This window comes from Dolichospermum sp. UHCC 0406, from assembly GCF_009712025.1.
GTDB lineage: Bacteria > Cyanobacteriota > Cyanobacteriia > Cyanobacteriales > Nostocaceae > Dolichospermum > Dolichospermum lemmermannii.
This window is the reverse complement of record NZ_VILA01000001.1, coordinates 73,598-91,179: the sequence shown is the minus strand read 5'-3', so window position 1 is coordinate 91,179 and position 17,582 is coordinate 73,598. Positions and strand designations below refer to the sequence as shown.

Here is a 17,582-nt window from a genome sequence, read left to right as displayed (position 1 = left end):
CCCCCACTTCCTCCCTCCGCGCCTCCGCGCCTCTGCGAGAGACATCCGAAATATCAAAAGTCACAGTTACACTAGCTTCCAGCGCCGAACGCCCCTTATGTTTTTGGGCATTATTCACCAAATCCGGTAAACGTTCCGCCCGCATACCCTTAGAACTAGCCAGTCCCAAACAAAACAACAAAGCATCTAGAATATTTGACTTCCCAGAACCATTAGGACCAGATATGACGGTACACCCCGGTAACAAAGGGACAGCAGTAGTCCCACCGAAGGATTTAAAATTGGTAAGTTCAACGCGCTTGACATATACCATGAGGCACTGGTTAACTGTAAACTGGGTTAAATAACTAAGTGTACCAATTATTTATCATTTCGTGACCAAGAAAGAAGGGAAATTTGGTAACTAAATGTATGGCAACAATATATTTTAAACGAACCACAGAGACACAGAGGACACAGAGGGAAATACAAGGGGGTTGTTTACATCTGGTTTAAAATTGCTATATGTTAAGTTGCTCATAGATGTATTTATGGAAATTCAAACGCCAGATTGGGTTAAACACGCGGTTTTCTATCAAATCTTCCCCGACAGATTTGCTAGAAGTCAGCATTCCCGTCACAGCTTCTTAAATAATAGCAATTTAGAAGTCTGGGATGCACCACCTACATACCAAGGCTATAAAGGTGGTGATTTGTGGGGTGTGATAGAACGATTAGACTATATCGAAAGTTTAGGGGTGAATGCAATTTACTTTACACCCATTTTTCAATCTGCTAGTAATCATCGTTATCATACCCATGATTATTACCAGGTTGATCCGATGTTGGGGGGTAATCAAGCTTTGCGAGTATTAATAGATGCCGCCCACGCCCGCAATATGAAAATAGTTCTTGATGGCGTATTTAATCATAAAAATACCCGGTAAGTGGGAAACTCAGACACTTCAGTGCTAAGAGGGAAACGACTCGTGCGGTTTTAACCGCCTTGAATATTTTTTCATTACCGCCTTGGAGTTGGTAAATTCGGTGTACTTTTGTAATGTACTTTCAACGGGACAATTACCGATTCAAAATTCCCAACTCTGTACGCATAATGTGTTGCTCCGAAGAGCCTCCCATTTCTGGGGTAATGTTAGCTTCGTCAATGTTTTAAGAGCTTTTTAGACTTGCAACACTGTTTCAGTGACTTTAAAACTGTTTAATTGCAAATGACAGAGCAGGGAACTAGCTACGCATTCCGGGGTGTCGTGACTCAAAAAACGTAGTCAGTGAAGACTTAGACTGGTCAGTACAGCTTGCAATTTCTTACAAGCTCAGTCCCTTTAGGGCTGAGTTACTGACTCTAGTCGAGGCTTTTTCTTTTTCCATGATGTGTTAGAAAATGGTTCTAATTCTCCTTGGGTAAATTGGTTTAAAATTCAAGATTGGCCGCTTGCCCCTTATGATGGTAATTTACCTGCTAACTATGATGCTTGGGCGGGGATTCGCTCTTTACCAACCTTTAATCATGATCATCCAGATGTGAAGGAGTATATCATGAAAATTGCCGAATATTGGCTGGAATTTGGCATTGATGGTTGGCGTTTAGATGTCCCTTATGAAATTAAAACTCCTGGTTTTTGGCAGGAATTTCGTCAACGAGTTAAAGGTATTAATCCTCATGCTTATATCATTGGTGAGGTTTGGACAGATGCCCGTGAATGGCTCGATGGTACGCAATTTGATGGGGTATTGAATTATTTATTTAATGAGGCAGTGCTGGCGTTTGCAGTAGGCGATCGCGTTGTATTAGAATTCGTAGAATCTCAGAGTTATTATCCCTATCCTCCTTTAGATGCGGCTGGTTATGCAGCCAAAATTCACAGCCTTTTGGAACTGTATCCTTGGGAAATTCAACTAACACAATTAAACCTTCTTAGTAGCCATGACACAGCCAGATTAATTAGTATTGCTGACGGTGATCAAGCAAGTGTAGAATTATGTAATCTCTTACTATTCACATTTCCCGGTGCGCCTAGTATTTACTATGGTGATGAAGTGGGTTTACCTGGAGGAATAGATCCTGATTGTCGCCGTGTTTTCCCTCCTGAATCTGACTGGAATTCCAAAATTTTAAATACTCATAAACAATTAATTTCTATTCGGCAAAATTATCCGGCTTTGCGAATTGGTAAATACCAAGTTCTCTATGCAAAAGAAACAGTTTATGTATTTGCGCGAATTTTAGAAAGTGAAGAATTAATTATTGCTGTGAATATAGGAACTGAAACTATTACAGTCAACCTAGATTGTAGTAGTTTACAAAGTCAACCAAATCAAGTTTTATTTGGGAATGGGGAAATTATCTGGAAAGAGGAAAATGTTTGTTTAATTATTCCTCCCCGTAGTGGTTTGATTTGGGGATAATTAAGAGGTTGTTTGAAAACTTTTTCGTGTGGGATCTGATCCCCCTAAATCCCCCTTGGAAAGGGGGACTTTGAGGAATTTAGCCCCCCTTTGTAAGGGGGGTTGGGGGGATCTCGATTAATTCTGATACTTTTCAAACATCCTCTAAAAAATATTTATGCGTGATATTTTTTTTGCTGGTGGTGGGTATTCTATATTGTAGGAGTGATGCTGCAATTTGGATAACAGCAATTTTTGATACATGGCTACTTCAGGAGATGATTATTTAGTTCAGCGCGGTAAGCAGATTGAGCGAAAGAAAAGAATTGTTACATATATTGGAATGGTTTCATTTGGTGGTTCAATGTTGTTTGGAGGGGTTAATACCATCAAACAGGCTTGGGAAAAACCAAAGCAAGCAGTAGTTCAATCTGCTGAGACTGATTTACAGAAACTGGTTAAGGGGTATGAGTTGGTTTTACAACGTGAACCAAATAATCAAACTGCACTTGAGAAGTTGTCTATGATTCGATTGCGAATGGGGGATAATAAAAGTGCGATCGCTTTGATGGAAAGGTTGGTAAAATTACATCCACAGAGACAGGATTATCAAACTGTTTTAGCGAATACAAAGAAGACAATAGGAAAATAAAAATCATATCAGAATTGTTTATAATATAGTTTGATGAGATATAAAACTATATCTCGTCTTAGCTAACACCAAACATATTCTTCCAAAATGGAAAATTATGGACACCCTGAAACTTGCTCCTTCAACACAGTTACCAGATCATACTCAATTACCCTGTGAAGATGGAAATTTCGTGAAAAATTTTCAAGAACATCCTCAAAGTATTCTGTTAACAGAATCTATCTGGTCAAAATTACAAACAATTCATCCAGATAAGCAATTTTGCATAGGACAAGATAGCGGTATTTATTGGCGGATTACAGAACCACCAGAACGAGGTGCAGAAGCGCCAGATTGGTTTTATGTTCCTGATGTGCCACCGGCTCTAAATGGTCAAATGCGCCGTTCTTATGTGATGTGGCAAGAATTAGTTGCTCCCCTAATTGTCATTGAATTTGTATCAGGTAATGGTAGAGAAGAAAGGGACGAAACTCCATATCAAGGAAAATTTTGGGTTTATGAAAAAGCGATTAGAGTACCTTTTTACGGTATTTATGAAGAAAAGAAATCATCATTAGAATTATATCATTTAATCGAAGGGCAATATCACCTGATGCCACCTAATGCAAGGGGTCATTATGTGATTGAAAAAATGGGTGTTGAATTAGGAATTTGGCAAGGAACATATAAAAATGTCGAGTTACCTTGGTTAAGGTGGTGGGATTTAGCAGGAAATTTCTTATTAACAGGAGAAGAACAAGCTGAACAAGAAAAACAACGGGCTGAACAGGAAAAACAACGGGCTGATAAATTAGCAGCGAAATTGCGAGAATTAGGCGTTGAATTTGATGATTGAGTAATCTTGATATGATGTAAAACCTCTATCCCGCAAGGAACTCAAGTTCCTTGCTAATAGCGAAAGTCATCTAAAGATGACTAAATATTAGGAAAGTTTATTAGTCCGTTTTAACGGACTTGAACTATGAGACTGGGAATTAATTCCCAGGCGGGTTATGGGTTTTATTCCTTAAATACAAGGTATGGAAGCGGTGACTGCGGTGAGTATGTAGAGAAGAATCAATTGCGTTTCTAAAATCACTTGGATATTTGTTAATAATTGTATCATAAAATATGGATAGATTATAGCAGGAGTCAAGGGATTGATACTGACATTTTTATGTCAATTGTAAATATCTGTGAAAATTAACATTAGTATATCCAGAAAGTGATAGATTTCTGGAAATTGTGGGTACTCTCTATATATAGGTAGGGGTAATTGAGGGGGTTAAGGAGTGAAGTAAGCGATCGCTTTGATGGAAAGGTTGGTAAAATTACATCCAGATAGACAGGATTATCAGACTGTTTTAGCAAATGTGAAGAAATAGCAAAATTCGGAATAATTAATAAGTCAAAAATAACACACAAGTTAAGTATGCCTATATCAGTTAAATGTAAAATATGTGGATCTAATACAAACTTTTTTTCTCACAGTATTGTATTAAGTAAATATAAAGTTAATTATTTTCAATGTCTTCATTGTAGTTTTGTTCAAACAGAAGAGCCTTACTGGTTAGGGGAAGCTTATTCTAATATCATAACAAAAAGCGATATTGGTTTAGTATTTCGCAATCATTATTGTTCACAAAAAGCATCTCAAATCATTTTTAATATCTTTGATCATGAGGCTAAATTTTTAGACTATGGGGGCGGATATGGTCTGTTTGTTAGTATGATGAGGGACTTAGGCTTTGATTTTTATTGGTTTGATAAATTCTGTAATAATTTATTTGCTCAAGACTTTGAAATAGAGAAAAATAACTATTATGAGTTAGTAACTGCATTTGAAGTTTTTGAACACTTTGTCAATCCTATTGAAGAGATAGAAAATATTTTACGTTTTTCTAAAAATATTTTATTTAGTACAGAGATTTTGCCTACAGATAATCCTAAACCCAATGAATGGTGGTATTATGTACCTGAGGAAGGACAGCATATATCAATATATACATTTAAGTCCTTATCAGAAATTGCGGATAAATATAACTTGAATTTTTATTCTAGTGGCACATCTAATAATGGTATATCTTTACACCTGTTGACAGAAAAAAATCTAGCACCTGATGTTTTTAAGAACTTGTGTCATAGTCAGCTTGGAACACTAAAAAAAATATCTTTAGTGAATAATGGAACGCAGATTAAAATAGCGTTAGATATTGCTGTACTAGGTTTAGGAACTATATTTGAAACTGCTAAAACTGGAGTTTTTAGAGTAACAGAGTATCTTTTAAAAGGATTAATAAAATCCCCTCAGTGTTGTGTCTATTTATGTACGAGTGTTCCTGATGTATTTGATGCTTGTCAAACTTATATAAATCAAAATCTTGAATATAAAAATCTTCCTTTATTTAACTTATCAGAACTAAGATATCAAAATATAGATATTTATCACTCTACCTATTATCCTTTACCGAATAATATTTACTTTGCCACAAGAGTTGTCACTATTTGTGATTTAATCCCTATTCTTTTCCCGGAGTATTTTAATAATAATTCAGAGCATATAGTTAAAAATACTATAGATCAGATAGATAAAAATGATTTTGTCTGCTGTATTTCTGAATCAACAAAGCAAGATATTTGTAAATATCAGCAAAATATTGATGCAAAGCAAGTATTTGTTACATATTTAGCAGCTGATAAAGAAAAGTTTTATCCTTGCAATGATCAGGAATTAACTATTAACACGAAACAAAAATATAAAATACCAAATCAACCTTATCTTTTAAGTTTATCAACCCTAGAGCCAAGAAAAAATATAGCTCATATTATCCGTTCTTTTTTGACATTGATTGAAAACAAAAATATTAATGATCTTAATCTTGTATTGATAGGTACAACAGGATGGCAATATGAAGAAATTTTTACAGAAATAGATAAAGCTCAAGAATTAAAAAACAGAATTATTATTACCGGTTATCTTCCCGATGAAGATTTAGCTCCTTTGTATTCAGGTGCATTAGCATTCATATATTTATCTTTATATGAAGGTTTTGGCTTACCACCATTAGAAGCTATGCAATGTGGAACTCCAGTAATAACGTCTAATACTTCTTCATTACCTGAAGTGGTTGAAAATGCGGGAATTATGCTTGCTCCTAATCATGCGATAGGGCTTTGTGATGCCATATTTAAGTTATATTCTGAACCCGAATATCGAGAAAATTTAGCTAAAAAATCTGTTCAACAGGCTCAAAAATTTAGTTGGGATAAATATGTTCAAGAAACCATCAAAATTTACGAATTAGCTAAAGAAAAAGCAAAAACTTTACCTCCTCGTAATATTTTAATTGATGCAGTATTTTTCCAACTATATCAAACAGGCATTGCTAGAGTTTGGCAAAGTCTTTTAGAACAATGGGCAAACACAGAATTTGCTAGTCATATTCTAGTCTTAGATAGAGCCAATACTGCGCCTAAAATTAACGGTATTCGTTATCGGACAATTTCCGCCTACAACTATAACAATACCGAAGCTGATAAACAAATGCTGCAAGATGTTTGTCATGAGGAATCAGCAGATTTATTTATTTCCACCTACTACACCACACCGATAGAAACACCTTCGGTATTTATGGCTTATGATATGATTCCCGAAGTATTAGGAGGAAACTTAAATGAACCTATGTGGCGTGAAAAACATAACGGTATACAACACGCATCATCTTATATTTCCATCTCTGAACATACAGCCAAAGACTTACATAAATGTTTCCCTGATATACCCTTAGAATCCATTACTGTTGCTCACTGTGGTGTAGATCCTCTTTTTTCTCCTGCTTCTGAAAAAGAAATTAATACTTTCAAACACAAGTATGGTATTAATAAACCTTATTTTCTCTTGGGTAATTTACAAGGATATAAAAATTCAATTCTTTTTTTCCAAGCCTTGAGTCAATTAGTCAATAAACAAAGTTTTGATATTATTTCTACTGGCACAGGCAACCAATTACCTTCAGAATGGCGACAATATATCCCAGGGTGTACTTTTTATGGACTGCAATTAACTGATGAAGAATTGCGATTAGCTTATGCTGGTGCAGTAGCTTTAGTTTATCCCTCTAAATATGAAGGTTTTGGAATGCCAGTAATAGAGGCTATGGGCTGTGGTTGTCCGGTAATTACCACCCGTAACGCTTCCCTTCCCGAAGTCGCAGGAGCAGCAGCTATTTATATAAATGATCATGATGTTATGGGATTAGCAGATGCTTTATGTGAAGTCCAAAAACCCAGTATCAGAAATAGTTTAATCAATGCAGGTTTAGCACAGGCTAAAAAGTTCTCTTGGAGAAAGATGGCTGAAACTGTTAGTAATGCTTTAGTTAATGCAACACAGTTGTCTTTAAACCTCAGAGATATTAACTTAATTATATTCCCAGATTGGTTACTACCAGAAGATGAACTAGGTTTAGAGTTACAAGAGGTGATTCAAACATTAGCAAATCATTCTGAAAATAAAAAAATTACTCTGATTATCCACACAGGTAATATTGCTATTGAAGATGCAGAAATGTTTTTATCTAGTGTAGCTATGAATCTGTTAATGGAAGATTTAGATATTAGCGATACCATAGATATTTCTCTGGTAGGTAAACTAGGGGATATGCAATGGCAATCTTTATTACCCCGCATTTATGGTAGAGTTATCTTGAGTAATGAAGCTAAAATAAATTTAGCACAAATACCAGTTAGTAACTTAGAAAGTTATCCATTGGATAGTTTGATAAGTCAATTTTAAGAGTCTTAGAAATGTAGGTTGGGTTAAGCAATAGTGCAACTTTTGATTCTTTTTGATAGCTGAAGTCCTTGTATTTCACTCAACCAAGAACCGCTGTATCAAATCCAGTTACTTTTGAAGATACCAATTATCATCTAAGAGGTTGTTTGAAAACTTTTTCGTGTGGGATCTGACACCCGCAGATCCCCCTAAATCCCCCTTGGAAAGGGGGACTTTGAGGAATTTAGCCCCCCTTTGTAAGGGGGGTTGGGGGGATCTGAATTAATTCTGATACTTTTCAAACATCCTCTAATAATTGTTCTAAAGAATAGGGACAATTATCAGGGAATAGATTTGATGCTAATCCTGTTTTTTGAACAACAACTTTCAAAGCAACATTGTAAATATGATCTAATTCTTGAACTAACTTATTTTTTAATGTAGTAGTTAAGCTATTGTTTAAATCATCTCTAAAAGCGATTATTTCTCCCTGCCAATGCCGATGGTTTCGATCATATTCGTCTTGCCAATATTCTAATAGTAAAATATGAATTATAATTTGTCTTAATAGACTTCTAACTTTGTTTAAATCATTTCTTCCCAAACTTTCTAACTCCTCAATTAAATTTTCTAAGTCTAAGTTTTCTAAATTTTTTGCTTTTAGAAGCTTAATAGTTTCTTCCAACCAGAGATAATCGTCAATTTCATACAGTCTTTGTAGTTGATTTGGTGTTTTATTTAACATAATCACAATCCTTTTTCTGTTATGATGGGTCATTTATAGCGTTTTCCGCTTTGATGAGGTACAAAGTTGAATCATGAAACTCTTGTGGTGCGGGCATCTTGCCCGCTAGATATGTACCTCATAACACCGGGAAGTGCTGTAAAATCAGCCTTTTGATTAAAGATTAACATAATTTCCGGCGCTTCGATTTCCGGCATTGCTGATTTTATGGATGAATATACCTTTGCCACATCTGTAAATAAGCATTCTCCATTTCCCGGGCAAATTTCTGACCATTCCATAGCGGTGATGTTTGTCTTGACTTTCGCAATTTCCACACAATTTCTTGTCTTAATTTCTCATCCTTACCCAACCTCACACCCCACTCGACATATTCTTCATCACTCCAAGCAATACCTTCAGTAATTCCAGCATTCATCATCATTGTATAGCTGTTCCGGGCTGCAAATTGTTCCCCCACTCTTGTCACTATCGGTACACCCATCCATAATGTTTCTAAAGTAGTAGTTGCACCATTGTAGGGATAGGTATCTAAAACGATATCTGCAATGGCTAAATTGGCGCGGTGTTCCATCTCTGTAGGTGCAGTGGGTAAAAACCTAAAACATTCTAAATCAAGTCCTTGGGCTTCAGCAAGGGGGGCAATAAAATTTTGCAGATCTTCATGATTGTTGCGAAGACTTTTCAGCAGAAAATAACTATTAGGAACTTGTTTGATAATTTGCATTTGTAACCGGATATTATCGGGATTACGTTTTAATCCAGTTTGAGAACTAAAATAAATAATCCCATCATTAGGAATATCTAAAGATTCTCTACTAATAGTTGGTGTTCCCACGGTAAAACCATCAATACCAATATAATTTTGCGGGAGTCGCCAAATCTTTTCTGTATAATCATTCTGTGCTGATGCAGGTAAGACATAGTTATCAGCAATAAAATAATCAACCGTGGGGAAACCAGTCGCATCATACCCTAACCAACTAACTTGAATGGGTGCAGGTTTCAAAGCTAAAATAACACAATTACTATAGGAAGTTAAACTATCTAAATCAACTAAAATATCTATTTCATCTTCATTTATTTTATCTGCAATTGTCACTATGGGCGGGCATAATTGATGAAAATGATCACCAAATTCGTTTTTATAAGCTTGTTGTTGTGAATCGTAAATATTCTCTCTTAAAGAATATAAATGAATATCAAATTTTTGGCGATTATGATATTTTAATAACCACCAAGCTAAATAACCGACAGAATGGGAACGAAAACACTCCGATACATAGCCTATCCTTAAAGGACGCTGACTCAAAGCAGGACGAGGTGTATTCAAACGCTGTTGATAAATGTTGATCTTTTCAGGAAATTCTTTCCAGATCATTTTTTGACATAAAGTAGCTAATCTATTGCGAATTAATCTATTTTCATGGGGATTATCTTCCATGTATAGGAAAAAGTGACCAAATGCTAAGGTTGTATTTGTAAGTAAACTTTTGCTTTCTGTTTCACTGCTGACAAGATCAGATAAAAGCTGTTTATATTTTTGGTACGTTTGTAGAGCTTTTTCTGGATTTTCGAGAGACTCTAAAAATGCTATAAGTAAGTAGTAAGTGCCATGTATTTGCCTAATTAGTTCTGGGGAAGTTACTAAATATTTGTTTGCCCAATCAATAGACTCTTGACGATAATCTCCTCCTAGTAATTGTAGGTTACTGATTATTTTGACAGTAAAATATAGACTATCAGGTTCTAAGCGGAAGCCAATTTTGGAGAAATAAATTGACATCCCAAGGTTAAAACAAAAATCATAGCTATCAGCCTTATCTATCAATAATTTAATAATAGTCTCAGAATTTATTAAATAAGGTATAAAGGCCTCTACTAATTTATCTATCAAAGGAGGAGGATTAACTGGGTTAGGACGAAGCAACTTCTCAATCACTTGCACTAATAATTTCTCATCAAAAATAGGGGGTTCTATTAGTTCGGATATAATGGCAATTAATTGATTAATAGTTGTTTCCCAATCCTCAATTTTTAAATCAATATTTAGTTCAATTATTTTTAAAAGATTATTAATATCACCAGGGACAAATTCTCTAATGTGTTGACGAATTACCCAAGCTAGTTGAGATTGAGAATCTGTTTCCTGTTGTTGGGCAGAATTTAATAAAATTTCTGTTAATTGCTGTAGCCATTGTTCCGATTCTTCCTCTCCAAATTCTAGCAGTGGAGTCATCCAGGCTATCTGCGCTTCTTCTTCTCTTCCTGCTAATAACAAAGCTAATCCTAAATACCAATAATTAGTAACTTCCTGGGGATTTTCTGTAATATTTTGTTCATATTCTTGAATAGTTAATAAGCTTGGGGTAGCAGAAATTTGAGTATTTAAGTTGGTGGTAATCATTTAAAAATTGAACTACTTTTAATTATCTTGTCAATGAATTTTTTGATTAGATTTGTAGGTTGGGTTGAGGAACGAAACCCAACAAATACGTTGAGTTTACGTTGGGTTTTACTTCGTTCAACCCAACCTACGGGAAAATGGCAAAGGTATTGATCTTGTCAATGAATTTTTTGATTAGAGGATGTTTTAAAAGTTTTTAATGTGTAAACAGACCCCTCTCCAAACCTCTCCCCTACCAGGGGAGAAGCTTTAAAAACCCCATTCCCTTGTAGGGAAGGGGGGTTAGGTTTTTGGAGATTATGGGTTTCATACAATACTTTTGAAACAACCTCTTAGAGGGTGTTTGAAAAGTTATGGTTGATGTATCAAATATTTTTTACCCCACCCTAACCCTCCCCTTGTAAAGGGGAGGGAACTGGATTTTTATTGTTTCCCCCCTTTACAAGGGGAAAGGGGGGTAGCAATGTGATGAAAATTACGGAATACCACTTTTCAAACATCCTCTTAGACATCTGCTGGGAATTAGGCGTTACCTAAAACCTTTGTAGAGACGCGACCCGGTTAGGGATTCTCGTCTCTACAATCTTGCTCTTGAGATGTCTATTCAGCAGTACCAGAAACTTTATTTGAGAACTTGCATACCATTGGGACAACTTGTAGCATTATTTGGTGCACCGAACGAACCAGTTGCGGCTTGGACATTATCTGATTGACAAATGATACTCGGAGCATCACCAGCAGCTGCGATAAATATACCACCGCTATAGCCTTTGAGAGAATTCGTATCGATAGCAGCAGCTACAATAGTGGCCACTGAACCATTATTAGGATTAGCAGCTACAGTATAGGTATAGTTAGAAGTGCTTGAGGCGGTTAGTCCAATACCGAGAGAGGTAACAGCGGTAGCAAATACGCCTTCTTCTATCCGTTTGGTTTGTTGCGCCTTGTTGATTGAACTAACGGTGGTTTTTGCTTCCGTTTGTTTAGCTTTTGCTGCTTGGTTGATGAAAGAAGGTAGAGCAATAGCGGATAGAATACCGATGATGATAATAACAACTAACAGTTCAATAAGGGTGAAACCTTCGCTATCTTTCTTTTTGCTGAGGATTTGTTGGATGAATTTGGCTTTTAGTTCGGTTTTCATGGTATTTTTCCCTGATTTGGACTATTGTTCGTTTCTTGATGGAAATAACTTACCCCATTCCGATCAATTTCATATCACTTCCAGGAAAAAACTTTTTTCCCATCTGTTCAACAGTCCTAACTGGGGGTTAAAAATAGGCTAAAATCCTTATAGAGAGGTGTTTTCACTATCTAGAGGCTGAAAATAGACATGGCTATTAACCCTCGTTCCCTGGCTCTACCGGGGAATAGACTCCAAAAAGCTGTGGCTCTACTATACTTGATTCGAGGCAGAGCCTCACATCTACATTCCCAGTCTGAGACTGGGAACGAGTTGAATATACCCAGTTCTGAATTTCCCCATGACGATTATAAAAAAGCAATTACCAAATTTCTGGAAATTTACGAAAAATCCGAGCCTATCCCAGCGATTAATGCTAATTGGGATTGGTATGACCCTATTTTTCATCTTCTTAGCCTTTTTTGCTCCTGTTTTCCAAAGTTGGGGATGGTTGCAAAACCCCAGAGAGTTTCTCTCTAACCCTATTCATGAACCACCTTCGGCTAAACATTGGTTTGGAACGAGCCGTTTGGGTTATGATGTCTTTTCTCGCAGTGTGTTTGGTGTACAAGCCGCGCTGCAAGTTGTGACTTTAGCGACATCTTTGAGCATGATCATCGGTGTACCTTTGGGCATGGTTAGCGGTTATTTGGGGGGAAAATTAGATAAAGCCCTATTATTTCTTATGGATAGTATTTATACTTTGCCAGGCTTGTTACTGTCAGTAACATTGGCTTTTGTCGTGGGAAGAGGAATCTTAAATGCAGCGATCGCTATTAGTATAGCTTACGTTCCCCAATATTATCGCGTTGTCCGTAACCACACCGTCAGCGTCAAAACTGAAGTATATATAGAAGCTGCACAAGCCATGGGTGCTTCTACCTGGGTTGTCTTATCAAGGTATCTATTTTTCAATGTTATTCAAAGCGTCCCCGTCCTCTTTACCCTCAACGCCGCAGATGCCATCTTAGTTTTAGGCGGGTTAGGATTTTTAGGGTTAGGATTACCCGAAGACGTGCCAGAATGGGGATATGATTTAAAACAAGCTCTAGAAGCACTACCTACAGGCATTTGGTGGACTACTCTGTTTCCTGGTTTAGCAATGACAACTTTAGTTGTAGGGTTATCACTACTTGGTGAGGGGTTGAATGAATTTGTCAATCCTCGTCTAAGAAGAGAAAATAGGTAATAGTCAGTTGTCAGTAGGGGCGAAGCATTTGGAAGATAAATTATCGGTCATTGCCAAAAATAGTTCTCCAAATGCTTCGCCCGTACAGTTGTCAGTAGGGGCGAAGCATTTGGAAGATAAATTATCGGTCATTGCCAAAAATAGTTCTCCAAATGCTTCGCCCGTACAGTTGTTAGTTGTCAACCAACAAAAATTTAATTATTACTGAGAGAGTTTTGTGAACGATAATATTACTTTAATTGCGGCTGCTACAGGTGGATTTATGGTTTCTCTAGCCTTGTCTGGTATTTTAAAAGGTGCGCCAATCGCAAATTGGCAACAGGCACATAATAATTTACACCCCATTGTCAACGTGCAAATTATCAGTAAAAATAAAATAAATTAAAATTATGCAGCAAGTAATTGGTATTGATTTAGGGGGAACTGCGATTAAACTTGGTCGGTTCACAGCAGATGGTAATTGTTTGCAATCTTTATCTGTGGATACTCCCCAACCCGCAACACCAGAGGCTGTATTATTGACAATAGTAGATGCAATATCACAAATTGACCCCAATAATGAAAGTGTCGCCATTGGTTTAGGTACTCCTGGCCCTGCTGATGCTGCGGGAAGAATTGCGAAAGTTGCTATTAATCTAGTAGGATGGCATGATGTCCCCCTAGCAGATTGGTTAGAAGCCAAAACGGGTAAACCGACAATTTTGGCTAATGATGCTAACTGTGCAGGTTTAGGAGAAGCTTGGTTAGGTGCAGGCCGAAATTTCCCCAATTTGATTTTACTAACTTTGGGGACTGGCGTTGGTGGGGCAATTATTCTTGATGGTAAATTATTTGTCGGACATCAAGGTGCAGCAGCAGAATTAGGTTTAATTACCTTAAATCCTGATGGACCAATGTGTAATAGTGGCAATCAAGGCTCATTAGAACAGTATACTTGTATTTCTGCCATTCGTCGCCGCACAGGCAAAGAACCAGCAGAATTAGGCGCACTTGCCCAAACTGGAGATATAGAAGCCTTGACTTTTTGGCGAGAATATGGTAAGGACTTAGGAATTGGTTTAACCAGTTTACTCTATGTGCTGACACCCCAAGCAATTATTATTGGTGGTGGTGTCAGTGGGAGTTTTGAATTTTTCTTACCTGCATTAACAGCAGAAATCGAAAAACGAGTTTTACCAACTTCCCGTGCAGGTTTGCAAATTCTCCCCGCAGAATTAGGAAATACAGCGGGAATGGTAGGCGCTGCTAAGTTAGCATTGGGAATAGGTAATTGGTAATGGGGGTAGAAACAGCTTGATAATTTCTACCCATAACTAGCCTTATGTTACTGTTTGTCCAAGTCTTCAATAAGTTGATCAACAAAATCCCTCAACCGTTGTTGCCAGTCAGGGACGGTTTTAATTTTTTCCCTGACTCCAGGTAAAACCTTAAATTGCAAGGGTGATTTATCGTAGGCTACTTTATTTTGTGGTTTAAATTTAATCCGAGGCATTGCTAAATCCTAATATATCTGATATACTAGATATCATAGCACGACATTGAAGGTCGAATCAATGCTTTTATCATTCAAAACCGCGTTAATTCCAAATAACGGACAGGTTACAGCTTTTCGTAAAGCATCTGGAGTAGCTAGACACGCTTACAACTGGGCAAATGCTCAAGTTATAGATATCTTAGCTACTCAAAAAGAAGGCGAAAAACTTAAATTACCATCAGCGATTGACCTGCATAAAAAGTTAGTTGCTGAGGTAAAATCTGAGCATATTTGGTATTACGAAGTTAATAAAAATGTTCCTCAGAAGGCGTTAGCTGATTTACGCTAGGCTTGGGATAGGTGTTTTGTAAAAAACATCAAACAACCCCGATTCAAGAAAAAAAAGCTGTGAGAAAATTAGCTAAATTACACGCCAAAGTTTCTAATATTCGCAAGGATTCTATTCACAAATTAACCTACTATCTAGCTAAAAACCACAGCATAATTAAAATAGAAGATTTGCACGTTAAGGCATTTTTGAAGAACCACAAATTAGCAGGTGCAATTGCAGATTGTGGGATGTATGAATTTAAAAGGCAATTAGAGTACAAAACTGAGAAATTCGGGAGTGAACTAATCCTTGTGGATAGGTTCTTTCCTAGTTCGCAAACATCCTCTAACTGCGGTAATCATCGTCATAAAATGCCATTAAACAGGAAATAAGCACTAAGAGGGTGTTTGAAAAGTTATGGTTGATGTATCAAATATTTTTTACCCCACCCTAACCCTCCCCTTGTAAAGGGGAGGGAACTGGATTTTTATTGTTTCCCCCCAAAGCATAGGGGGGACTAAGGGGGGTAGCAATGTGATGAAAATTACGGAATACCACTTTTCAAACATCCTCTAAGGTTATCGCTGTCCAGATGTGTCTAGACTTTGGTAATTTTGGGTAAGTTTTATAGAACGGAAAACCGACAACCGACAACTGACAACTGTACGGGCGAAGCATTTGCAGAACTATTTTTGGCAATGACCGATAATTTATCTTCTAAATGCTTCGCACTGTACGGGCGAAGCATTTGGAGAACTATTTTTGGCAATGACCGATAATTTATCTTCCAAATGCTTCGCCCCTACCGACAACTGACAACTAAGAAACTTGTACAGGCTTGGGTGTGGTAGTTGTCGAATGAAATTGAGAAATTGCAGCGGTCATAAATCCTTTGAATAAAGGATGAGGTGCGTTGGGGCGAGATTGAAATTCAGGATGAAATTGACAAGCGATAAAGAAAGGATGTTTGGGATATTCAATAATTTCCACTAATCTACCATCTGGAGATGTGCCACTCACCAAATAACCAGAATCTAATAACTGACTACGATAGACATTATTGAACTCGTAACGGTGACGGTGGCGTTCATAAATGACTTCTTCTTGATAAAGTTGGAAAGCTAGGCTATTGGGAAGTACCCGACAAGGATAAAGTCCTAAGCGCATTGTCCCGCCTAAATCTACTACATCCTGTTGTTCTGGCAACAGGTTAATAACCGGATTGTCAGTATATGGGTCAAATTCGGCGCTATTGGCATTAGATAAGCCTTCGACATTTCTCGCCCATTCAATCACGGAACACTGCATTCCTAAGCATAAACCTAAAAAGGGAATTTGGCGATCGCGGGCGTATTTAATCGCCGCAATTTTCCCATCTATGCCCCGACTACCAAAACCGCCCGGAACAATGATACCATCAACACCTGCAAGATAGTTTTCCGGTGGTTCATTTTCCAAAACTTCCGAGTTTATCCACCGCAGACGCAAATCACCATGGGTCGCAATAGCCGCATGACGTAAAGACTCGACTACAGAAAGATAGGCATCACCTAACCGCACATATTTACCAACAATAGCAATTTCGACGGTATATTTAGGATTATACATCCGGTCTACCATGTTTTCCCATTGGGTCATATTGGGTTGACGCTGTTCCATTTGTAGTAAGTTAAGAACTTGTTCAGCTAATCCTTCCCGTTCTAAAATTACTGGAACTTCATAAATACTGCGAGCATCTGGACTGGTAATAACACATTCTACAGGGACATCACAAAACTCTGATAACTTTTGTTTCAAGCCGACCGGAATGGGGCGATCGCTCCGACATACTAAAATATCTGGTTGAATGCCAATTGATCTCAATTCTTTGACAGAATGCTGAGTCGGCTTGGTTTTCATTTCTCCCGCCGCAGCAATCCAAGGCAACAAAGTAACGTGCATATACAACACATTACGCTTTCCTACTTCCTTTCGCAGTTGACGAATTGCTTCTAGAAAAGGTAGTGATTCAATATCACCCACAGTTCCGCCAATTTCCGTAATTACCGCGGCAGGATTAGTTTCTTTAGCAACTCTGAGAATTCGCTCTTTAATCTCATTGGTAATGTGCGGAATTACCTGAACAGTACCGCCATTATAGTCGCCTCGGCGTTCCTTGTTAATAACTGACTGATAAATCAATCCAGTAGTAACACTGTTTAACCGAGACATAGAAGTATCAGTAAACCGTTCGTAATGTCCCAAATCCAAATCTGTTTCTGCACCGTCTTGGGTGACAAAAACTTCCCCATGCTGAAAAGGACTCATTGTCCCTGGATCAACGTTAATATAGGGATCGAGCTTGAGAATCGAAACCGAATAATCCCGTGATTTGAGCAAACGTCCCAAACTTGCTGCTACAATTCCCTTACCAATACTGGAAACCACGCCCCCAGTCACAAAGATAAACTTAGTCATAGTATT

At 37.4% G+C, this 17,582-nt stretch carries 18 protein-coding genes and 1 pseudogene; 11 read left to right on the top strand and 8 right to left on the bottom strand.

What is annotated here, in order from left to right:
- On the bottom strand, positions 1–313 hold a 313-nt coding region (locus FJR09_RS00420; protein WP_168653991.1), incomplete at its 3' end, for an AAA family ATPase.
- A 217-nt stretch (positions 314–530) separates the two neighbouring features.
- Here FJR09_RS00420 and FJR09_RS00415 point away from each other — a divergent pair.
- From FJR09_RS00415 to FJR09_RS24890, 5 genes and pseudogenes are all read left to right on the top strand, one after another.
- The gene (locus FJR09_RS00415) at positions 531–926 is read left to right on the top strand and encodes an alpha-amylase family glycosyl hydrolase (RefSeq protein ID WP_041457959.1); all 396 of its coding nucleotides are present in this window, start codon (positions 531–533) and stop codon (positions 924–926) included.
- A gap of 415 nt (positions 927–1,341) precedes the next feature.
- A pseudogene (locus tag FJR09_RS00410) lies at positions 1,342–2,406 on the top strand (alpha-amylase family glycosyl hydrolase); the annotation flags it as partial.
- A 241-nt stretch (positions 2,407–2,647) separates the two neighbouring features.
- Complete coding sequence (locus FJR09_RS00405) at positions 2,648–3,037, top strand: M48 family metallopeptidase (protein ID WP_015080094.1); 390 nt, start codon at positions 2,648–2,650, stop codon at positions 3,035–3,037.
- Between the two features lie 97 nt (positions 3,038–3,134).
- On the top strand, positions 3,135–3,872 hold the full coding sequence (locus FJR09_RS00400) for a Uma2 family endonuclease (protein WP_168652762.1): 738 nt from the start codon (positions 3,135–3,137) through the stop codon (positions 3,870–3,872).
- 576 nt (positions 3,873–4,448) lie between these two features.
- A complete protein-coding gene (locus FJR09_RS24890) occupies positions 4,449–7,811 on the top strand; it encodes a glycosyltransferase (protein WP_256370225.1) in 3,363 nt (1,120 codons plus the stop codon).
- Between the two features lie 277 nt (positions 7,812–8,088).
- Here the strand turns inward: FJR09_RS24890 and FJR09_RS00385 are convergent, their stop codons facing one another.
- The 4 genes from FJR09_RS00385 to FJR09_RS24885 all read right to left on the bottom strand — a co-directional run bounded on the left by FJR09_RS00385 (position 8,089) and on the right by FJR09_RS24885 (position 12,086).
- Positions 8,089–8,535 carry a DUF29 domain-containing protein gene (locus tag FJR09_RS00385; RefSeq protein ID WP_015080091.1) on the bottom strand — a complete coding sequence of 149 codons (447 nt, stop codon included), beginning with the start codon at positions 8,533–8,535 and terminating at the stop codon, positions 8,089–8,091.
- Positions 8,536–8,606: 71 nt separating this feature from the next.
- Complete coding sequence (locus FJR09_RS25665) at positions 8,607–8,732, bottom strand: hypothetical protein (RefSeq protein WP_256370224.1); 126 nt, start codon at positions 8,730–8,732, stop codon at positions 8,607–8,609.
- Positions 8,733–8,740: 8 nt separating this feature from the next.
- The gene (locus tag FJR09_RS00380; protein ID WP_174782871.1) at positions 8,741–10,942 is read right to left on the bottom strand and encodes a hypothetical protein; all 2,202 of its coding nucleotides are present in this window, start codon (positions 10,940–10,942) and stop codon (positions 8,741–8,743) included.
- A gap of 622 nt (positions 10,943–11,564) precedes the next feature.
- Positions 11,565–12,086 carry a type IV pilin-like G/H family protein gene (locus FJR09_RS24885; protein ID WP_168652721.1) on the bottom strand — a complete coding sequence of 174 codons (522 nt, stop codon included), beginning with the start codon at positions 12,084–12,086 and terminating at the stop codon, positions 11,565–11,567.
- Between the two features lie 340 nt (positions 12,087–12,426).
- Here FJR09_RS24885 and FJR09_RS00370 point away from each other — a divergent pair, with 340 nt between their 5' ends.
- From FJR09_RS00370 to FJR09_RS00355, 4 genes are read left to right on the top strand one after another with little or no spacing between them, the layout of a single operon-like run.
- Positions 12,427–13,314 carry an ABC transporter permease gene (locus FJR09_RS00370; RefSeq protein WP_015080088.1) on the top strand — a complete coding sequence of 296 codons (888 nt, stop codon included), beginning with the start codon at positions 12,427–12,429 and terminating at the stop codon, positions 13,312–13,314.
- 7 nt (positions 13,315–13,321) lie between these two features.
- Positions 13,322–13,522, top strand: coding sequence for a hypothetical protein (locus FJR09_RS00365; protein ID WP_015080087.1), 201 nt, complete (start codon positions 13,322–13,324; stop codon positions 13,520–13,522).
- Between the two features lie 9 nt (positions 13,523–13,531).
- Positions 13,532–13,699 carry a hypothetical protein gene (locus FJR09_RS00360; protein WP_015080086.1) on the top strand — a complete coding sequence of 56 codons (168 nt, stop codon included), beginning with the start codon at positions 13,532–13,534 and terminating at the stop codon, positions 13,697–13,699.
- A 4-nt stretch (positions 13,700–13,703) separates the two neighbouring features.
- Positions 13,704–14,591 (top strand): ROK family protein, encoded by an 888-nt coding sequence (locus FJR09_RS00355; protein WP_168653989.1) that lies wholly within the window; start codon positions 13,704–13,706, stop codon positions 14,589–14,591.
- 47 nt (positions 14,592–14,638) lie between these two features.
- On the opposite strand, the gene FJR09_RS00350 is transcribed toward FJR09_RS00355, so the two are convergent.
- A complete protein-coding gene (locus FJR09_RS00350) occupies positions 14,639–14,806 on the bottom strand; it encodes a hypothetical protein (RefSeq protein WP_168650668.1) in 168 nt (55 codons plus the stop codon).
- 61 nt (positions 14,807–14,867) lie between these two features.
- On the opposite strand from FJR09_RS00350, the gene FJR09_RS24875 reads away from it, so the two are divergent.
- Both FJR09_RS24875 and FJR09_RS24870 read left to right on the top strand, forming a co-directional pair.
- Positions 14,868–15,137: a helix-turn-helix domain-containing protein gene (locus tag FJR09_RS24875; RefSeq protein ID WP_235081803.1), complete on the top strand. Its 270-nt coding sequence runs from the start codon at positions 14,868–14,870 to the stop codon at positions 15,135–15,137.
- Between the two features lie 11 nt (positions 15,138–15,148).
- A complete protein-coding gene (locus tag FJR09_RS24870) occupies positions 15,149–15,511 on the top strand; it encodes an RNA-guided endonuclease InsQ/TnpB family protein (RefSeq protein ID WP_371724943.1) in 363 nt (120 codons plus the stop codon).
- Between the two features lie 233 nt (positions 15,512–15,744).
- On the opposite strand, the gene FJR09_RS25660 is transcribed toward FJR09_RS24870, so the two are convergent.
- The gene (locus FJR09_RS25660) at positions 15,745–15,867 is read right to left on the bottom strand and encodes a hypothetical protein (RefSeq protein ID WP_256370223.1); all 123 of its coding nucleotides are present in this window, start codon (positions 15,865–15,867) and stop codon (positions 15,745–15,747) included.
- 71 nt (positions 15,868–15,938) lie between these two features.
- Positions 15,939–17,576: a CTP synthase gene (locus FJR09_RS00335; protein WP_015080084.1), complete on the bottom strand. Its 1,638-nt coding sequence runs from the start codon at positions 17,574–17,576 to the stop codon at positions 15,939–15,941.
- Positions 17,577–17,582 lie beyond the last annotated feature (6 nt).

Excerpts from the sequence above, each read along its gene's own strand:
- FJR09_RS00415 (WP_041457959.1), top strand. The coding sequence starts at position 531 with ATGGAAATTCAAACGCCAGATTGGGTTAAACACGCGGTTTTCTATCAA.
- FJR09_RS00405 (WP_015080094.1), top strand. The coding sequence starts at position 2,648 with ATGGCTACTTCAGGAGATGATTATTTAGTTCAGCGCGGTAAGCAGATT.
- FJR09_RS00400 (WP_168652762.1), top strand. The coding sequence starts at position 3,135 with ATGGACACCCTGAAACTTGCTCCTTCAACACAGTTACCAGATCATACT.
- FJR09_RS24890 (WP_256370225.1), top strand. The coding sequence starts at position 4,449 with ATGCCTATATCAGTTAAATGTAAAATATGTGGATCTAATACAAACTTT.
- FJR09_RS00385 (WP_015080091.1), bottom strand. The coding sequence starts at position 8,535 with ATGTTAAATAAAACACCAAATCAACTACAAAGACTGTATGAAATTGAC.
- FJR09_RS25665 (WP_256370224.1), bottom strand. The coding sequence starts at position 8,732 with ATGCCGGAAATCGAAGCGCCGGAAATTATGTTAATCTTTAATCAAAAG.
- FJR09_RS00380 (WP_174782871.1), bottom strand. The coding sequence starts at position 10,942 with ATGATTACCACCAACTTAAATACTCAAATTTCTGCTACCCCAAGCTTA.
- FJR09_RS24885 (WP_168652721.1), bottom strand. The coding sequence starts at position 12,086 with ATGAAAACCGAACTAAAAGCCAAATTCATCCAACAAATCCTCAGCAAA.
- FJR09_RS00370 (WP_015080088.1), top strand. The coding sequence starts at position 12,427 with ATGACGATTATAAAAAAGCAATTACCAAATTTCTGGAAATTTACGAAA.
- FJR09_RS00355 (WP_168653989.1), top strand. The coding sequence starts at position 13,704 with ATGCAGCAAGTAATTGGTATTGATTTAGGGGGAACTGCGATTAAACTT.
- FJR09_RS00350 (WP_168650668.1), bottom strand. The coding sequence starts at position 14,806 with ATGCCTCGGATTAAATTTAAACCACAAAATAAAGTAGCCTACGATAAA.
- FJR09_RS24875 (WP_235081803.1), top strand. The coding sequence starts at position 14,868 with ATGCTTTTATCATTCAAAACCGCGTTAATTCCAAATAACGGACAGGTT.
- FJR09_RS25660 (WP_256370223.1), bottom strand. The coding sequence starts at position 15,867 with ATGCTTCGCCCGTACAGTGCGAAGCATTTAGAAGATAAATTATCGGTC.
- FJR09_RS00335 (WP_015080084.1), bottom strand. The coding sequence starts at position 17,576 with ATGACTAAGTTTATCTTTGTGACTGGGGGCGTGGTTTCCAGTATTGGT.